Source organism: Arthrobacter sp. AD-310 (assembly GCF_054656615.1).
This window is the reverse complement of sequence record NZ_BAAHNO010000014.1, coordinates 106,488-122,395: the sequence shown is the minus strand read 5'-3', so window position 1 is coordinate 122,395 and position 15,908 is coordinate 106,488. Positions and strand designations below refer to the sequence as shown.

The following is a 15,908-nucleotide window of genomic DNA, read 5'->3' as shown; positions in this document are numbered from 1 at the left end:
CGGATGGTCATCCGTCGTCGTCCCTCGCCACCGCCGCAGCCGCCGCAGCGAGGGTCTCCCTGGCGGCGAGGATGGCAGGGCGTTTGGCGCTGGAGCGGCGGACCGAGGTGAAGATCGTGCGGTGCGGTTTGCCCGGCAGTTCCAAAAGCTGGGCGGTGGTGCCGCGGCCCGTCCACACCAGGTCTGGCATCAGCGCCACGGCGTTGCCCGATTCGATCAGACGGATCTGGGCCTGCAGGTCCGCGGTCTCGTAGCGGACATCCGGTTCGAAGCCTGCACTGCGGCACGCCTGCTCCGCCCAGTGGCGGGAAGCGGCACCCCGCGGTTCCATGACCCAGGCGAGTCCCGCCGTGTCCGCGATCGATCGGATGGCCGGGCCGCCGTCGGACGCCGCCGGGACGGCCAGCCGGATGGCGTCCGTGGTCAGCTTGATCCGGTCCAGCTCGGGATAGCGCGGAGCGGCGTGTCCGGGGTACTGCTCGGCGATAACGAGGTCGAAGTCGCGGGCCCACGTCTCGTGGAGCGCCGTTTCGGGTTCCCGCTGGATCATTTCGATCCGTACCTCGGGGTAGTTGGCGGCCATCCTGGTCAGGGTGTCCGGCATCAGCGCCAGGGCGGCCGACTGAAACACCGCGATCCGCACGGTTCCGGTGACGGTGGTCAGCGAGGCGGCGAGATCCGCCTCGGCCTGTTCCATCGTTTCCAGCAGCTGGGCCGTATGCGCCACCAGCACTTCGGCCTGCGGAGTCAGCTGCACGCGGCGGCCGGTCTTCCGGAGCAGCTCCACACCCACTTCCTTCTCCAAAAGGGCCAGTTGCTGGGAGACCGACGACGGGCTGTACTGCAGCGCATCGGCCACTTCAGCGAGGGTTCCCCGGATGCTCAATTCGCGGAGCAGGCGGAGCCGGCGGACGTCGAGCATAAGGAATTCCTTACTGAAACTAACGAATATAGGTTAGAAGTAGTCACTTTATCTAATGCAAGGGTCCTTGCATACTGTTGGGATCAAGTTACCCCCGTCACAGCCAATTCTTGGCGTGCCGCGGCGGGGTCGCACCCCAAGCAGGAGTTCCTGATGAGTAGAAGTGACATGAGCCAGTCGGTCATGCGGCGCAAGCCCATCGACGATATCGAAGAAGAGAACAAGCACAGCGGCCTATTCAAGTCGCTCGGACTGTGGCAGCTCACCGCCATCGGCGTGGGCGGCATCATCGGCGTCGGCATCTTCTCCCTCGCGGGACTGGTGGCGGCAGGAAGCGAAGGCACGCCCGGTGTGGGGCCCGCGGTGCTGATCTCGTTCCTGGTCGCAGGACTTGCCTCCGCGGCAGCCGCGCTGTCCTACGCCGAGTTCGCGGGCATGATCCCGCGCGCCGGCTCCGCCTACACCTACGGCTACGTGGCGCTGGGTGAGATCATCGGCTGGTTCATCGGCTGGGACCTCCTGCTGGAATACATCGCCATCGTGGCCGTGGTGGCCATCGGCATTTCCGGCTACCTGGACGCTTTCCTTTCCGGCATCGGCATCCACCTGCCGGTCTGGATGACCTCCACCGCCGACGAGGGCAAGGGCGGCATCGTCAACATCCCGGCCATCCTGGTCTGCCTCCTGGTCACCTGGATCCTGTCCCGCGGCACCAAGGCTTTTGGCCGGTTCGAACTGGTGGCCGTCGCCATCAAGGTCCTGCTGATCCTCTTCATCATCGGCCTGGGCGTCTTCTACATCGACACCAACAACTACAACCCGTTTATGCCCAGCGGCTTCGGCCCTGTGCTCGCCGGCGCCGCCACCGTCTTCTTCGCCGTCTTCGGGTACGACGCCATGAGCACCGCGGCCGAAGAAGCCAAGGACGGCAAGAAGCACATGCCCAAGGCCATCGTGCTCTCCCTCATCATCGCCATGCTGCTCTACGTCGCGGCCACCCTGGTGCTGACCGGAATGCAGAACTACAAGGACATCGACCCCACCGCCGGATTCGCCTCCGCCTTCACAGGGGTTGGCCTGCCGGTGATCGCCACCATCATCTCGGTCTTCGCCGTGCTGTCCATCCTCACCGTGATGCTCACGTTCCTCCTGGGCGTCACGCGTGTCTGGTTCGCCATGAGCCGTGACGGCCTGCTGCCCGGCTGGTTCGCCAAGACCGACACCCACGGCACCCCGCAGCGCGTCACCTGGATCGCGGGCATCGCCTCGGCCTTCCTCGCCGGCGTCTTCCCCATCAAGGAAGTCGCGGACCTGACCAACATCGGCATCCTGGCCGCGTTCGTCGTCGTCTGCGTTTCCGTGATCATCTTCCGGTACAAGCGCCCCGACGCGCCGCGCACCTTCCGCCTGCCGCTGATGCCGCTGGTCCCGGCCTTCGGTGTCCTGGCCTCCGCGTTCCTGATGTTCCAGCTGCACTGGGAGACCTGGCTGCGGTTCGGCGTGTGGCTTGTTATTGGCCTGGCCATCTACTTCTTCTACGGCCGCAAGCACTCGCTGATGAACCCGAACAGCCCGCGGCATGAGGAGCTCGTGGAAATGCACCGCCCGCTCCGCTGACCCTGTCCCGGGCGCATTGCCAGCGTCCGTGCCCATTACGCCGGCAGGCCTTCCACCCATACAAACCTCGCGTTGCTCTATCACTTTTGGTCCCTAAACAGACGCTTTGGCGACCAAAAGTGATAGAGCAACCGGGGGAGGGTGGGACGCCTGCCATCGTCGTTTAAGCGGCTGATAAAACATCGGCTTTTCTAACCTGTATTGCTTAGAAAAGATCGCTTTATCTTATGTGAACGGAAGCTCATACTGGTGGAAAGACCTCCTCACAACCCCAGGAAAGATCGAGGAAAACCATGACCCATGTAGCAATGGAACCGGCAGTTTCCACCGGCATTGCACCGCAGACCGTCGACGTCGACGTGCCCCAGGCGAAGGCCCTGGCGGATGAAGCCGTCGCCCTGGTCCGCCGCTGGCTCGCTGAGGCAGCAAAGGTTCCCGTGGACGCCTCCGCGGAGCAGCTGGCCGGTGTCCTGAAGGACCCCAACGGCCTCGACTTCACCGTCGGATTCGTGGACGGCGTGGTCCGTCCCGAAGACCTGAACGTCGCCGCCCGCAACCTCGCCAAGCTGGCGCCCAAGGTTCCAACCTTCCTGCCCTGGTACATGCGCAGCGCCGTCGCACTCGGCGGCACCATGGCACCCGTCCTGCCGCAGGTCGTCATCCCGGTCGCCCGCAAGGTCCTGCGCGAAATGGTGGGCCACCTCATCGTGGACGCCACCGACGCCAAGCTCGGCCCGGCCATCGCCAAGATCAGGAAGGACGGCATCAAGCTCAACGTCAACCTCCTCGGCGAGGCAGTCCTCGGCGAGCACGAGGCCTCCCGCCGCCTCGAAGGCACCCGCACCCTGCTGGCCCGCCCGGACGTTGACTACGTCTCCATCAAGGTGTCCTCCACCGTTGCCCCGCACTCCGCCTGGGCCTTCGACGAAGCCGTGGAACACGTCGTCGAAAAGCTCACCCCGCTGTTCGAGCTCGCCAACTCCTTCGCCGCCCCGGGCAGCAGCACAGGTGGCAAGGCCAAGTTCATCAACCTGGACATGGAGGAGTACAAGGACCTGGACATGACCATCGCGGTCTTCACCAGGATCCTGGACAAGCCCGAGTTCAAGAACCTGGAAGCCGGCATCGTCCTCCAGGCCTACCTCCCCGATGCGCTGTCCGCCATGATCCGGCTCCAGGACTGGGCCGCCGAGCGCAGGGCCAACGGCGGGTCCGGCATCAAGGTCCGCGTGGTCAAGGGTGCCAACCTGCCCATGGAGCAGGTGGAAGCCTCCCTGCACGACTGGCCGCTGGCCACCTGGGGCACCAAGCAGGACTCGGACACCAGCTACAAGAGCGTCATCAACTACTCCCTGCACCCGGAGCGGATCAAGAACATCCGCATCGGCGTTGCCGGCCACAACCTGTTCGACATCGCCTTCGCCTGGCTGCTGGCCAAGCAGCGCGGGATTGCGGATACCGCACAACAGAGTATCGAGTTCGAAATGCTGCTGGGCATGGCGCAGGGCCAGGCCGAAGCCGTCAAGAAAGACGTCGGCTCCCTGCTCCTCTACACGCCGGTGGTGCACCCGTCCGAGTTCGACGTCGCCATCGCCTACCTGATCCGCCGCCTCGAAGAGGGCGCCAGCCAGGACAACTTCATGTCCGCAGTATTCGAGCTGGACAAGAACGAAGCCCTGTTCGAGCGCGAAAAGCAGCGCTTCCTGTCCTCCCTGGAAGCCCTGGACAACAGCGTCCCGGCGGCCAACCGCCAGCAGAACCGCAACTCGGCACCCGAGCCGATGCCCCACGCCGGCTTCCGCAACACCCCGGACACCGATCCCTCGCTGCCGGCCAACCGCGACTGGGGCCGCGCCATCCTGGACCGCGTCCCCGGTTCGACGCTGGGCAACGCCTCAGTCAAGGCGGCGTTCATCGACAACGAGGCAGCGCTGAACACCGCCATTGAGACCGCCCTTGAAAAGGGCAAGGCCTGGGGCGAGCTGTCCGGCAATGAACGTGCCGAGATCCTGCACCGCGCCGGCGACATCCTCGAAGCCCGCCGCGCCGACCTGCTCGAGGTCATGGCCAGCGAGACCGGCAAGACCATCGACCAGGGCGACCCCGAGGTCAGTGAGGCCGTGGACTTCGCGCACTACTACGCCGAATCCGCGCGCAAGCTGGACACGGTCGACGGCGCCACGTTCGTCCCTGCCAAGCTCACCGTCGTCACCCCGCCGTGGAACTTCCCGGTCGCCATCCCGGCCGGGTCCACCCTCGCGGCACTCGCCGCCGGCTCCGCCGTCGTCATCAAGCCTGCCAAGCAGGCCGCCCGCAGCGGCGCCGTGATGGTCGAAGCGCTGTGGGAAGCCGGTGTTCCAAAGGACGTGCTGACCATGGTGCAGCTGGGCGAGCGGGAGCTCGGCAAGCAGCTGATCAGCCACCCGGCCGTGGACCGCGTGATCCTCACGGGCGGCTACGAAACCGCCGAGCTGTTCCGCTCCTTCCGCAAGGACCTGCCGCTGCTGGCCGAGACCAGCGGCAAGAACGCCATCATCGTCACCCCCAGTGCCGACCTTGACCTGGCAGCCAAGGACGTGGCCTACTCCGCGTTCGGGCACGCCGGCCAGAAATGCTCCGCAGCCTCGCTGGTGATCCTGGTGGGCTCCGTTGCCAAGTCCAAGCGGTTCCACAACCAGCTGATCGACGCCGTCACCTCACTGAAGGTGGGCTACCCGCAGGATCCCACCAGCCAGATGGGCCCGATCATCGAGCCCGCGAACGGCAAGCTCCTCAACGCGCTCACCACCCTGGGCGAGGGCGAGAACTGGGCCGTGGAACCGAAGAAACTGGATGATTCCGGGAAGCTCTGGAGCCCGGGCGTGCGCTACGGCGTCAAGCGCGGTTCCTACTTCCACCTGACCGAGTTCTTCGGCCCGGTCCTGGGCGTCATGACCGCCGAGACCCTGGAAGAGGCCATCGCCATCCAGAACCAGATCGAGTACGGCCTCACCGCCGGCCTGCACTCCCTGAACTCCGAGGAGCTGGGGATCTGGCTTGACGGCATCCAGGCCGGCAACCTCTACGTCAACCGCGGCATCACCGGCGCGATCGTGCAGCGCCAGCCGTTCGGTGGCTGGAAGAAGTCCGCTGTGGGTGCCGGCACCAAGGCCGGCGGGCCGAACTATCTGGCGGGCCTGGGGGACTGGCTTCCTGCAAAGGCCTCCGCCGAGGCCGAGATCACGAACCCCGGCGTGCGCCGCATCCTCAACGCCGCCGGTCCCGCACTGGAGCCTGCCGACCTGGAGTCCGTCCAGCGCGCCCTGGCGTCCGACGCCGAAGCCTGGGCCGAGGAGTTCGGCACCGCCAAGGACGTGTCCGGCCTGAGCGCGGAACGGAACGTCTTCCGCTACCGCCACCTGCCCGTCACCATCCGGCTCGCTGAGGGCGCGCCGCTGGCGCACCTCGTCCGGACAGTGGCGGCAGGCGTCCTGGCGGGCTCGACGCTGACGGTGTCCACCGCCGTCGAACTTCCCGCCCAGCTCCGCGCCGTGCTCACCGCCCTGGACGTAGACGTGGCAGTAGAGTCCGACGCCGGCTGGCTGGCTTCCGCCGGCAGGCTCGCCTCCGCGGGCAAGCTCTCGAACGGGCGCATCCGCCTGATCGGCGGGGACGCGTCCGCCCTCGCCGAAGCGACCGGCGGCCGGCCCGACCTCGCGGTCTACGCCCACCCGGTCACCGAGGCGGGCCGCATCGAGCTGCTGCCGTTCCTGCACGAGCAGGCCGTCAGCATCACGGCGCACCGCTTCGGCACCCCAAACCACCTCTCCGATGAGCTGATCTAGCCTCCGGATACCCAACAAGAATGGCCGGGCGGCGTCCAGGTTACGGGAACGCTGTGTGCGGAGAAGTCCTCGCAGCGGGTGCAGGTGTAGGCCACTTCCCCAAGGGCCGACACCGACCCGTCACGCCGGTAGGTGGGCGGGATGTAGGACTCAAGGTAGACGAATTCATCGGTGCGGCACTTGTCGCACATCGGTTTGCCCACGTAACCGGTATCCGTGGTTGCGATACCGGCGCCGAGGGTGGTCTGGCGGGTTGAGGGCCGCGCGGCGGTGGTGTGCGGGCGGATGTGGGCCGCATTGAAATGGGTGTTCCTGGCTGTCGTCATTGGCTGCCTGTCCCGGGCGCGAAGTCCTGTTGTTCAGGGCACGCCCGAATTAGTGAACCGGCCAGCTGCTTGACCTCGGGAGATCAGCATAGGTTATGTAACGTTCCGGCATCAATGGAGAACGACTTGTCTTCTTTCGTGTTGGAGCAACACCTGGACCCTCTGCGGCGTTATCCTGTGCCGCTGTCCCTAGCTTTGGCGGTTGATGGTCCTGCCCACGATGGACTGCGTCAGTGCATCAATGACCTCGGTGTTGGCCAGCGGGTTTCGGATCAGGGTGAAGTCCACGTCCCCGACCGGGGGCAGGTCGAAGCGGCGGGTGATGATCTTCAGGTCCTCGGGCACCAGCGACGACGGCATAACCGCCACCCCGATTCCGGCCCGGACGGCGGCCAGTACCCCGCTGATCTGCCGGGTGGTGCAGGTGATGCGCCAGGTCCTGCCGTGTGCTTCAAGCGCATCGATGGCCAATTTCCTGCTCAGGCTGGGGGAGGGGTAGGCGATCAGCGGCACCGGTGCGCCCGGCTCCAGAACGGTCTGTTCGAGGCCAACCCAGGAAAAGGAGTCGTGCTGCACCACGGTGCCGTCCTTGGCCCCGGCAACCCATTTCACGAACACGAGGTCCAGTTGGCCGGCGTTGAGCTTGCGGTACAGCTGGTCACTTTGCCCCACCGTGAGCTCAAGGTTGATCTGCGGATAGATCTGGCGGAACTCGCGCAGGATCCGGGGGAGGCCCGTGATCGCGAGGTCGTCGGCGGTGCCAAAGCGAAGGCGGCCGCGCATCGCGGAGCCGGAGAAGTAGCGTGCGGCAGCGTCATGGGCGGACAGGATGTTCCGGGCGAAGCCGGCCATCGCGTCCCCATTGTCGGTCAACCGGACGTCACGGGTATCCCGGGTGATCAGCACGCGCTTGGCGGCCGCCTCGAGTTTCCGGATGTGCTGGCTGATGGTGGGCTGGGCGAGGCCAAGACGCTCCGCTGCCTTGGTGAAGCTGAGGGTTTCGGCCACGGCCAGGAAGGACCGGAGCTGGGCTGGTTCAAACACGACGGACTCCCGGGCTGGTTCTGGCCTCTTGCCATTGCGGTTCGCAATACGAGTTATAGGGACAATACGTCTCCATAATCTTCTGGGCCAACCCTAGCGTTAAGGACATCCCGGACCGCCCGCAAACTTGAGGACACTCCTGTGGCACCCCCACCGCCGTCGTCGGCAACCGTCAGCCAACCCGTCATCGATTCCGCAGGTTCCACACCGCCGGACCCCAACCAGACCCAGCCGCTGCCCGTCGTCTCCGAACGCCTGCCCTGGCGGCACACCTTCATCTCCCTGAAGGTCCCCAATTTCCGGATCTTCGCGGTGGGTCATTTCATCGCTGTTATCGCCATCTGGATGCAGCGCATCGCCCAGGACTGGCTGGTGCTCCAGCTGTCCGGCTCCGTCACCGCGATAGGCATCACCGTGGCCCTGCAGTTCCTGCCCTCCCTGGTCCTGGGACCGTGGGGCGGCATGATCGCCGACAGGTTCGCCAAGCGCATGATCCTCATTCTCTGCCAGAGCATGGCCGCCGTCCTGGCCGCGGCGCTGGCCGTCCTGGCCCTGAGCGGGGCCATCGAGGTGTGGCATGTCTACGTGATCGCACTGGCGCTGGGACTGGTCACCGTCCTTGACCAGCCAGCCCGGCAGGTATTCGTCAACGAACTCGTGGGCCCGAAGTACCTGCGGAACGCCATCAGCGTGAACTCCACGACGTTCCAGCTGGGCGGCTTGATCGGCCCGGCACTCGCGGGCCTGCTCCTGACCGCGGTGGGGGCCGGATGGGCTTTCGCCGCCAACGCCTTTGCCTGCTGCTCCACGGTGGCGATGCTGCTGATCCTGCGCAAGGACCAGCTGCACGTCAGCGCGCCGGCGCCCAAGAGCAAGGGAATGCTCCGCGAAGGGCTCCGGTATGCGTTGAGCAAGCCGACCATCTATTGGCCGTGGCTGATGGCGGGATTCATCGCGGTCTTCGCCATGAGCCTGCCGGTGGTCCTGGCCGCGTTCGCGGACCATGTGTTCAACGTGGGCGCCGGCGGCTACGGCCTGCTCAACGCCCTGGTGGCCCTGGGGGCGCTGGCTGGTGCTGTGGCTTCCACCCGCCGGCGGCAGCTCCGGCTCCGCTCGGTCGTATTCTGCGCCGGGATGTACGGCGCCATGCTGTGCCTCGCGGCGCTGGCACCTTCCATGGTGTGGTTCGGCGGCGTGATGGTCCTGTCCGGTTTCTGGTGCCTGATGTTCCTGACCGGATCAAATCAGCTGGTCCAGGTCAGCTCCAACATGGGCATCCGCGGCAGGGTGATGAGCCTGTACATCATGGTCCTGATCGGCGGCCAGGCGCTGGGCGGGCCCATGCTCGGCTGGATCGCCGAGCACGCCGATCCGCACGTGGCGCTTGCAGTGTCCGGCGGGGTGCCTGCGCTCGCGGCCCTGACGGTCGCCGTCGTGCTGGCCAGGAAAGGTTCGCTGCGCCTGAAGGTGGACCTGAAGAACCGGCGCCGGCCGCTCCGGATCGCGTCACGGGTAACGGCCGAGCTTTAGGGTTTGCCTTGAAGGCACACGTTGCGGGTGCCGGGGGAGTTGGAGCGGCTGACGGGAATCGAACCCGCGTATCAAGCTTGGGAAGCTAGCGCTCTACCATTGAGCTACAGCCGCATTGCCGCCGCTTGCACGGGGCAGAACTTAGCTTAGCGCAGTTGCGCAGCCGCTCCGGCCATCCCGGCGCTATGCCCGCCGTGTCCTTTGTTTGCCGGCGTCATCCAGTAACTCTTCAATAACGTCCCTGCCCCTGGCTAGGCGGCGGCCGGAGCGGCTGGTTAGCTTGATCCGGGTAGCCGCGGCGTCAGGGGGAAGGCGGCTACTGCGGCAGGCCGACGTCAACACAGGAAGATCTTCATGGCATTCGCAGAGCACGAGGTCCTCATCCGGCGCGACGCCATGGCCGTCTATCTGTACCTGCTCGATGCAACCAACCTCCCCACCTGGAGCGACGGAGTCCGCAGCGTCAAATTGCTGCACGGCACGGCCGCAGCAAAGGGAGCTGTCTACCGGAAGATGGTGGCCGGGAGGTCCGGCCTGAGCATCCCGGCCGATTTTGAAATCACCCACGCCAGGCCGGGCGCCGAAATCCAGTTCCACGTCACGTCCGGCCCCGCGAACCGCACAGGTGGCTACTACCTCAGCACCGAAGGTGAGGGAACCCGGCTCCGTTTCGCGCTCAAGGCGCAGCCTGAGGGGCTCTTCGGCTACCTGGACAAGCTCGGCCTGCTGAACGGCATGATCCAGCGGAAAGTCCGTGCCGAGGTGGCGCAGCTGGAACGCCTCAAGGACGTCCTGGAACTTCAGCCGGCGGCCAGGTAGGACCCGCGGGCCGCCCCTTACTGCGCCAGCCGCTGCCCCGTCCACGGGCCCACGATGTTCGACGGCGCTTGGAGGCTTCCGACGGTCAGGTCCCAGTACTGCACGGAGTCGTTGGCGCGGCGCAGCGCGAGCCCGGTGGAGTTCATTGCCGTCACGTCCCGCAGCGCCTTCATCCCCGTGACGTCCTGCCATCCGGTGGCCACGGTCGGCCTGGCTTCGGCCCGCAACGCGGTGGTGCCCCATCCCCGATAGAGCTGGACGACGCCGTCTGCCCGGATTCCCAGGACGTCCTGGAACCCGTCGGCGTCGTAGTCCACCATGGCCAGCCGTGCGGCCGCGATGCCGCCGGCCACCTGGACCCGCGCCGCAAGGTCGCCCGTGCCCTTGTTCGGGTAGAGGAAGAGGTTGCCGGCCGTGTCCAGCGCGAGGATCTGGGGCATCCGGTTGTTGGCGCACCAGCCGCCCACCGCCAGCGTCAGGGACTGCCACCCGCCGGAACCAAGGGTTACCGGCGCCAGGAAGCCACCTCCGGCGATGCCGCGGTGCAGGGTGAGGTTCCCGCCGGTCCACTGCGTCAGCAGGTCGTAGGCGCCGTCGCGGTCCCAGTCGGTGACAAAGACTTCCTTGGCGCCGCTGAAGCCGGAGCCGATGACCTTGCCGGGGCCATAGGCGCGGGCACCGAGGGAGGCCCTTCGGATGAGCTGTCCGGCAGAGTCCACGGTGACGAGGTCGCCGCCACCGGTGATTGCGGCGGAGGACAGGTCAAGGGTGGGCGGCATGTGCCGGGTGCCTGCATCGCACATGCTGGGTGCGGGTGGCGGCAGGGCGGTGCCGCCTCCGCCGCCGACGGACCCGCCGGGCGCATCCACGGTTCCGACAGGCAGCGTGGTGTAGCCGAAGAAGTTGACCACGCCCCAGATCTTGTACGTGCGGTCCGTGTAGGTGATGCCGGCGCCCATGACGTTGAAGCGCGGATCGAGGAGCATTGCGTTGTGTCCCGGGGAGCCCTTCCACCATTCGACGAGCATTGCGGCGTCGCGGTCGGTCCGGATGGCGATGACCTCGCCGGCCCCGTTGTTTGGATTCAAGGCACGGGGGTCGGTCCAGAAATTTGCGCGGTGTTCGATCACCTCGCGGGATGCAATGCTGTCCGACCATTCCTGGGCCATGCCCGCCACAGTGTAGTTGTACTTCACCGGATTAAGCCTGTTGGCTATGCGGTACTCGTTGATGCGGTTAAAGACTGTAAGGATCGCGGCGGTGTTGTCGTCCCTGACCAGGGCTTCGGGCGACGGCGCCGCAAGGGCCTCCGGGGCCGGACTCACCGTGGTGGACTTCCCCAGTTCCTCGTCCGGTGCCCAGAGCGGCGGAATGGACGGCGGCTCGGGTGCCGTTGCGGGTTCGCCGACAGTGGGGGTGTCCGACGGCGCGGCCTGGGCAAGGGATGGTGAGTCGGGCTGTGCCGTGGTGCTGGAGGTTGCGGCGGGTTCAGGTGCCGGCGCGGGCAGCGGTTCAGATGCGGTGGTTGGCGAAGCCGGCCGGATGTTTGGTTCCACGGCGGGCGTGAGCCGGGATCCGGCGGTGCCGTCGCCCGCGAAGGAGGTGCCGGCGTCGTTTACCGCCGGTTCCAGCGAGACGCCCAGCGGCCCGGAGACGGCGGCGGGTTGGGCAGCGGGCAGCGGCGGGGGCACCGTACCGGTTGACGACGAAACCAGCGCGACGGCGCAGAGCGCGCCAATTAACGAAGGCGCTACTAATCTGTTCACAACATCCCCAGCTCTGTTGGGCCATCCGGGAGACCATCCGGCGCCTAAGTATCTGAGGCCACATTAGTCCCACCAGGTCACAGCAACAACGGAAAAATGTTGGTGTGGATAAGCCATACGGTAATTTGGGACGGTGCTGATCTCTGACCGCGATATTCGTGCCGAAATAGACTCCGAGCGGATTGTCCTGGAACCCTACGAGCCTGCGATGGTGCAGCCGTCCTCGGTGGATGTCCGGATCGACAAGTTCTTCCGGCTCTTCGACAACCACAAGTACGCACACATCGACCCGGCGCAGGAACAGCCCGAGCTGACGCGGCTGGTCGAAGTGGAAGAGGACGAGGCCTTCATCCTGCACCCGGGCGAGTTTGTCCTGGGCTCCACCTACGAGACCGTCACCCTGCCGGACGACATCGCAGCCCGGCTGGAAGGCAAGTCATCGCTGGGCCGGCTGGGCCTCCTGACCCACTCCACGGCAGGCTTCATCGATCCCGGCTTCTCAGGCCACGTCACCCTGGAGCTGTCGAACATGGCCACGCTGCCCATCAAGTTGTGGCCTGGCATGAAGATCGGCCAGCTGTGCTTCTTCCGCCTGACGTCCTCCGCCGAGTTCCCCTACGGCCAGGGCGAGTACGGCAACCGGTACCAGGGACAGCGCGGACCCACTGCCAGCCGCAGCCACCTGAACTTCCACCGCACCACCATCTAGCCAGGCCGGGGCCCACGGCGGGGCGGGGGTAGCGCCTCTAGGCTTTCGCCGGAACACCGGGGCGGCCCGCGGCCTTGACCAAGGGCTGCACGTAGCGGGCGGCCAGCGGTCCGAGCACGGCCATGACCAGCACGTAGGCGGTGGCCAGCGCGGCCAGCTCGTCGGGGACGGCTCCGGATGCCACGGCCAGGCCTGCAATCACGATCGAGAACTCGCCGCGGGCAATCAGTGTCGCCCCGGCGCGGAACCGGCCCGGCCGGGCAATGCCGGCCTGCTTCGCCGCCCAGATTCCCGTGAGCATCTTGGTGGCGGCCGTGGCGGCCGCCAGCAGAAGTGCCCAGCCCAGGACCGGCGGGATGGTGGCGGGGTCCGTGTTCAGGCCGAACGCCACAAAGAAGATGGCCGCGAACAGGTCGCGCAGCGGTTCGAGGATACGGGTGGCGTTGTGCGCGGTGGCGCCGGAGATGGCGATCCCGAGCATAAAGGCGCCAACCGCCGCCGAGACCTGCATGGCCGAGGCCAGCCCGGCCACCAGCAGGGCGGCGCCCAGCACGTTCAGCAGGAACACCTCGGAGTTCTCGCTGTGCACGGCTTTGGAGACGCGGTGCCCGTGCCGCAGGGCCACCATCAGCACCACGGTGACCACGGCCAGCGCGATCGCCACCGTGGTGAGTCCGCCAAGGAAGCTCACGCCGGCCAGGGTTGCCGTGAGGATCGGCAGGTAGACAGCCATGGCCAGGTCTTCAAACACCAGGATGGACAGCACCACGGGTGTTTCGCGGTTGCCCAGCCGGCCGAGGTCGGTGATGACCTTCGCCGCGATGCCGGAGGAGGAGATATAGGTGACGCCGCCCAGCACCATCGCCCCGACGCCGCCCCAGCCCAGGAACACGGCAAGCAGTGCGCCCGGCAGGAAGTTCAGCACGAGGTCCAGCACGCCCGCCTGCCAGGACTTGCGCAGGCCGGTGAAGAGCTCCGCCGCGGTATATTCCAAACCGAGCATAAGAAGGAGCAGGATAACGCCGATCTCCCCGGAGAGATGCGCGAACTCGTGCATGCCTTCGAGCTTGATGATCCCGCCGGCGCCGAAGGCGAGCCCGCCCAGGAGGTAGAGCGGAATGGGTGACATTCCGATCCGTCCGGCCAGCCGGGCCAGCAGGCCGAGGCAGAACACAACGGCCCCCAGTTCAATGAGGGTAAGGGCCAGCGGGTCCATAAGGCTCAGCCGTGGCGCAGGATGTCGGCGGCCGTATCGAGGCCTTCCTGGGTTCCGACTGCAATAAGCAGGTCACCTGTGTGAAGCACGACGTCGGGTCCCGGCGAGGGAAGCACCTCGCCTTCGCGCATGATGGCGACGATGGAGACGCCGCAGCGGGTGCGGATGCACGCCTTGCCCATCGGCTGGTTCTGGAACGGGGAGTCCGGGGCAATGGAGAACTGCCGGGTAACGATGCCCGGGACGTCCTTGTGCTCCTCCGTCAGCTTCATGGCCAGGTGCTGCCCGCCCAGCAGGTTGCCCAGTGTGGCGGCTTCGTCACCGGTCAGCGGAATGGACGCCTGGCAGGTATCGGGGTCGTCCCAGGTGGAGATGATCAGTTCCGTCTGGCCTTCGCGCAGCTCCACCACGCCGATCCGGCGGCCGGAGGCTGTCATGAAATCCTTCCGCCGGCCCAGGCCCGGAAGATTGGTCTCGTCCACGTTCATGGTTCCAGCCTAGTCTTCCGTCAGCGCCCGTGGGGCGGGCCAAAGGCCATGGCGCTGCAAGGTTTCCGGTTGTCGTTTTAGGCGGCAGGGACAACCGCTATGGGTGCCTTGTCCGGCGATTTCACCGGCAGCAGGACCAGAAGCCCCGCCAGGAGGACCACCATGATGCCCAAAATCCCCCAGCGTTGCGCCTGCCCGGCCGGCACGAGCGGGGTGGCCAGGGTGATGCAGAGGGTGAACAGTGCCGGTGCCAGGAAACTGACGGCCCGGCCGGTGGTCGCGTACAGGCCGAACAGCTCGCCCGATTCGCCGTGCGGTGCCAGCCGCGCCAGGTAGGCGCGCGACGACGACTGCGCAGGTCCGACGAACAGGCAGAGAAACAGGCCGAACACCCAGAACGTGGTGCTGCCCGCCCATTCCATGCCAAAGAAGACATAGTTCCCGTTGCCGAGGACCAGGATGACCGTTCCCGCAATCAGCAGGCCCACCAGGGATCCGATGATCACGGTTTTCGGCCCCACCCTGTCATCGAGGAAGCCGCCGATGACGGCACCCACCGCAGCCACCACGTTGCCGAAGATGGCGAAGAATATGACCTGGGAGAGTTCAAAGCCGAAAGTGCCGGCCGCGATGATCCCGCCGAAGGTGAAGACGGCGGCAAGCCCGTCGCGGAACACGGCGCTGGCCAGCAGGAAGTAGATGGTGTGCGGGCTGGTGGCGTAGATGGCCTTGATCCGCCGGACCAGCAGGCCGTAGCTGGCGACGATGCCAAGGCGGGCAGCGTGGGCGGACCGCGGGAGCTCGGGGACCGCGAACAGCACGGGCAGGGCGAAAACGAAGAACCAGAGCGCGGAGAACACCGCGACCAGGCGGATGTTCAGGCTGTCCTGGGTGGAGGCGCCGAACCAGTCGAAGCTGGGCTGGACGAACAGCTGGAGGACAATCAGCAGCGCAACAATTCCGCCCAGGTACCCCGCCCCCCAGCCGATGCCGCTGACCTTGCCGATGTTCCGCGGGGTCGAGATCTGGGCGAGCATGGCGTTGTAGTTCACGCCGGCGAATTCGAAGAAGATGTTGCCCAGCGCGATGAGGGATACCCCGAGGAGGAGGAATTCAGGCCGGGGGAAGACGAAGAAGCACAGCGCGGTAAGGATGGCGACGGCGGCCGTGTTGACTCCCAGCCACAGCTTGCGCCGGCCGCCCGCGTCGGAGCGCTGGCCGGTGACCGGGGCCAGCAATGCGATGGCGAAGCCCGCCACGGCCAGGGCACCGCCCAGGACTGCTGACGCCTGGTCCTCGCCGCCGAACGCGTTGGAGGTCAGGTAGACGGTGAACACAAAGGTGGTCATCACGGCGTTAAAGGCGGCCGAGCCCCAGTCCCAGGATGCCCAGGCAAGGATCCGGCCCTTGCCCGATGCCTGGTGTCCGGACTCGAGTTCCGACGCCGGCTGCATGGCCCCGGGAGCGCTGGCGCTGTTCATACGATGCATCGTATCCGCCCGTGGCGAACAGGCGTTGGACCCAGGGCCCGGGACGGCGGGGCAAACCGGGGAGGGGCCGCCTGCATGCGTCCGGGGTGAGCACAGACGCTTGATAAACTGGCTACTCCCGAACCTGACTCTGTGCCCCGCCTGCTTTAACTTTTGA

The 15,908-nt window shown here is 66.4% G+C and carries 12 protein-coding genes and 1 tRNA gene; 5 read left to right on the top strand and 8 right to left on the bottom strand.

Going from position 1 to position 15,908, the window contains the following annotated elements; translation table 11 throughout:
* Positions 1-7: 7 nt before the first annotated feature.
* Positions 8-922, bottom strand: a complete 915-nt coding sequence (locus tag ACYQ1Z_RS10450) for a LysR substrate-binding domain-containing protein (protein WP_459792448.1) — start codon at positions 920-922, stop codon at positions 8-10.
* 153 nt (positions 923-1,075) lie between these two features.
* Between ACYQ1Z_RS10450 and ACYQ1Z_RS10445 the strand changes: the two genes are divergently transcribed.
* The gene (locus ACYQ1Z_RS10445; RefSeq protein ID WP_459792447.1) at positions 1,076-2,539 is read left to right on the top strand and encodes an amino acid permease; all 1,464 of its coding nucleotides are present in this window, start codon (positions 1,076-1,078) and stop codon (positions 2,537-2,539) included.
* 293 nt (positions 2,540-2,832) lie between these two features.
* Positions 2,833-6,363 carry a bifunctional proline dehydrogenase/L-glutamate gamma-semialdehyde dehydrogenase gene (locus tag ACYQ1Z_RS10440; RefSeq protein WP_459792446.1) on the top strand — a complete coding sequence of 1,177 codons (3,531 nt, stop codon included), beginning with the start codon at positions 2,833-2,835 and terminating at the stop codon, positions 6,361-6,363.
* Here ACYQ1Z_RS10440 and ACYQ1Z_RS10435 read toward each other — a convergent pair.
* Together ACYQ1Z_RS10435 and ACYQ1Z_RS10430 are read right to left on the bottom strand one after the other, a co-directional pair.
* Positions 6,360-6,689, bottom strand: a complete 330-nt coding sequence (locus tag ACYQ1Z_RS10435) for a hypothetical protein (RefSeq protein ID WP_459792445.1) — start codon at positions 6,687-6,689, stop codon at positions 6,360-6,362. The genes ACYQ1Z_RS10440 and ACYQ1Z_RS10435 overlap by 4 nt on opposite strands.
* Positions 6,690-6,878: 189 nt before the next feature.
* Positions 6,879-7,733, bottom strand: coding sequence for a LysR family transcriptional regulator (locus tag ACYQ1Z_RS10430; protein WP_459792444.1), 855 nt, complete (start codon positions 7,731-7,733; stop codon positions 6,879-6,881).
* Positions 7,734-7,874: 141 nt separating this feature from the next.
* Between ACYQ1Z_RS10430 and ACYQ1Z_RS10425 the strand changes: the two genes are divergently transcribed.
* Complete coding sequence (locus tag ACYQ1Z_RS10425; protein ID WP_459792443.1) at positions 7,875-9,263, top strand: MFS transporter; 1,389 nt, start codon at positions 7,875-7,877, stop codon at positions 9,261-9,263.
* A gap of 40 nt (positions 9,264-9,303) precedes the next feature.
* On the opposite strand, the gene ACYQ1Z_RS10420 is transcribed toward ACYQ1Z_RS10425, so the two are convergent.
* A tRNA-Gly gene (locus ACYQ1Z_RS10420) sits at positions 9,304-9,377 on the bottom strand.
* A 240-nt stretch (positions 9,378-9,617) separates the two neighbouring features.
* Here ACYQ1Z_RS10420 and ACYQ1Z_RS10415 point away from each other — a divergent pair.
* Complete coding sequence (locus ACYQ1Z_RS10415; RefSeq protein WP_459792442.1) at positions 9,618-10,082, top strand: SRPBCC family protein; 465 nt, start codon at positions 9,618-9,620, stop codon at positions 10,080-10,082.
* 17 nt (positions 10,083-10,099) lie between these two features.
* Here the strand turns inward: ACYQ1Z_RS10415 and ACYQ1Z_RS10410 are convergent, their stop codons facing one another.
* The gene (locus ACYQ1Z_RS10410; protein WP_459792441.1) at positions 10,100-11,848 is read right to left on the bottom strand and encodes a CAP domain-containing protein; all 1,749 of its coding nucleotides are present in this window, start codon (positions 11,846-11,848) and stop codon (positions 10,100-10,102) included.
* 133 nt (positions 11,849-11,981) lie between these two features.
* Here ACYQ1Z_RS10410 and dcd point away from each other — a divergent pair, with 133 nt between their 5' ends.
* Positions 11,982-12,557, top strand: a complete 576-nt coding sequence (dcd, locus tag ACYQ1Z_RS10405) for a dCTP deaminase (RefSeq protein WP_459792440.1) — start codon at positions 11,982-11,984, stop codon at positions 12,555-12,557.
* A gap of 37 nt (positions 12,558-12,594) precedes the next feature.
* Here dcd and ACYQ1Z_RS10400 read toward each other — a convergent pair whose 3' ends face one another.
* The 3 genes from ACYQ1Z_RS10400 to ACYQ1Z_RS10390 all read right to left on the bottom strand — a co-directional run bounded on the left by ACYQ1Z_RS10400 (position 12,595) and on the right by ACYQ1Z_RS10390 (position 15,742).
* Complete coding sequence (locus tag ACYQ1Z_RS10400) at positions 12,595-13,773, bottom strand: cation:proton antiporter (protein WP_459792439.1); 1,179 nt, start codon at positions 13,771-13,773, stop codon at positions 12,595-12,597.
* A gap of 5 nt (positions 13,774-13,778) precedes the next feature.
* Positions 13,779-14,261 (bottom strand): cation:proton antiporter regulatory subunit, encoded by a 483-nt coding sequence (locus ACYQ1Z_RS10395; RefSeq protein ID WP_459792438.1) that lies wholly within the window; start codon positions 14,259-14,261, stop codon positions 13,779-13,781.
* A gap of 77 nt (positions 14,262-14,338) precedes the next feature.
* Positions 14,339-15,742, bottom strand: a complete 1,404-nt coding sequence (locus tag ACYQ1Z_RS10390; protein WP_459792437.1) for an MFS transporter — start codon at positions 15,740-15,742, stop codon at positions 14,339-14,341.
* Positions 15,743-15,908 lie beyond the last annotated feature (166 nt).

Excerpts from the sequence above, each read along its gene's own strand:
- ACYQ1Z_RS10450 (WP_459792448.1), bottom strand. The coding sequence starts at position 922 with ATGCTCGACGTCCGCCGGCTCCGCCTGCTCCGCGAATTGAGCATCCGG.
- ACYQ1Z_RS10445 (WP_459792447.1), top strand. The coding sequence starts at position 1,076 with ATGAGTAGAAGTGACATGAGCCAGTCGGTCATGCGGCGCAAGCCCATC.
- ACYQ1Z_RS10440 (WP_459792446.1), top strand. The coding sequence starts at position 2,833 with ATGACCCATGTAGCAATGGAACCGGCAGTTTCCACCGGCATTGCACCG.
- ACYQ1Z_RS10435 (WP_459792445.1), bottom strand. The coding sequence starts at position 6,689 with ATGACGACAGCCAGGAACACCCATTTCAATGCGGCCCACATCCGCCCG.
- ACYQ1Z_RS10415 (WP_459792442.1), top strand. The coding sequence starts at position 9,618 with ATGGCATTCGCAGAGCACGAGGTCCTCATCCGGCGCGACGCCATGGCC.
- ACYQ1Z_RS10400 (WP_459792439.1), bottom strand. The coding sequence starts at position 13,773 with ATGGACCCGCTGGCCCTTACCCTCATTGAACTGGGGGCCGTTGTGTTC.
- ACYQ1Z_RS10395 (WP_459792438.1), bottom strand. The coding sequence starts at position 14,261 with ATGAACGTGGACGAGACCAATCTTCCGGGCCTGGGCCGGCGGAAGGAT.
- ACYQ1Z_RS10390 (WP_459792437.1), bottom strand. The coding sequence starts at position 15,742 with ATGAACAGCGCCAGCGCTCCCGGGGCCATGCAGCCGGCGTCGGAACTC.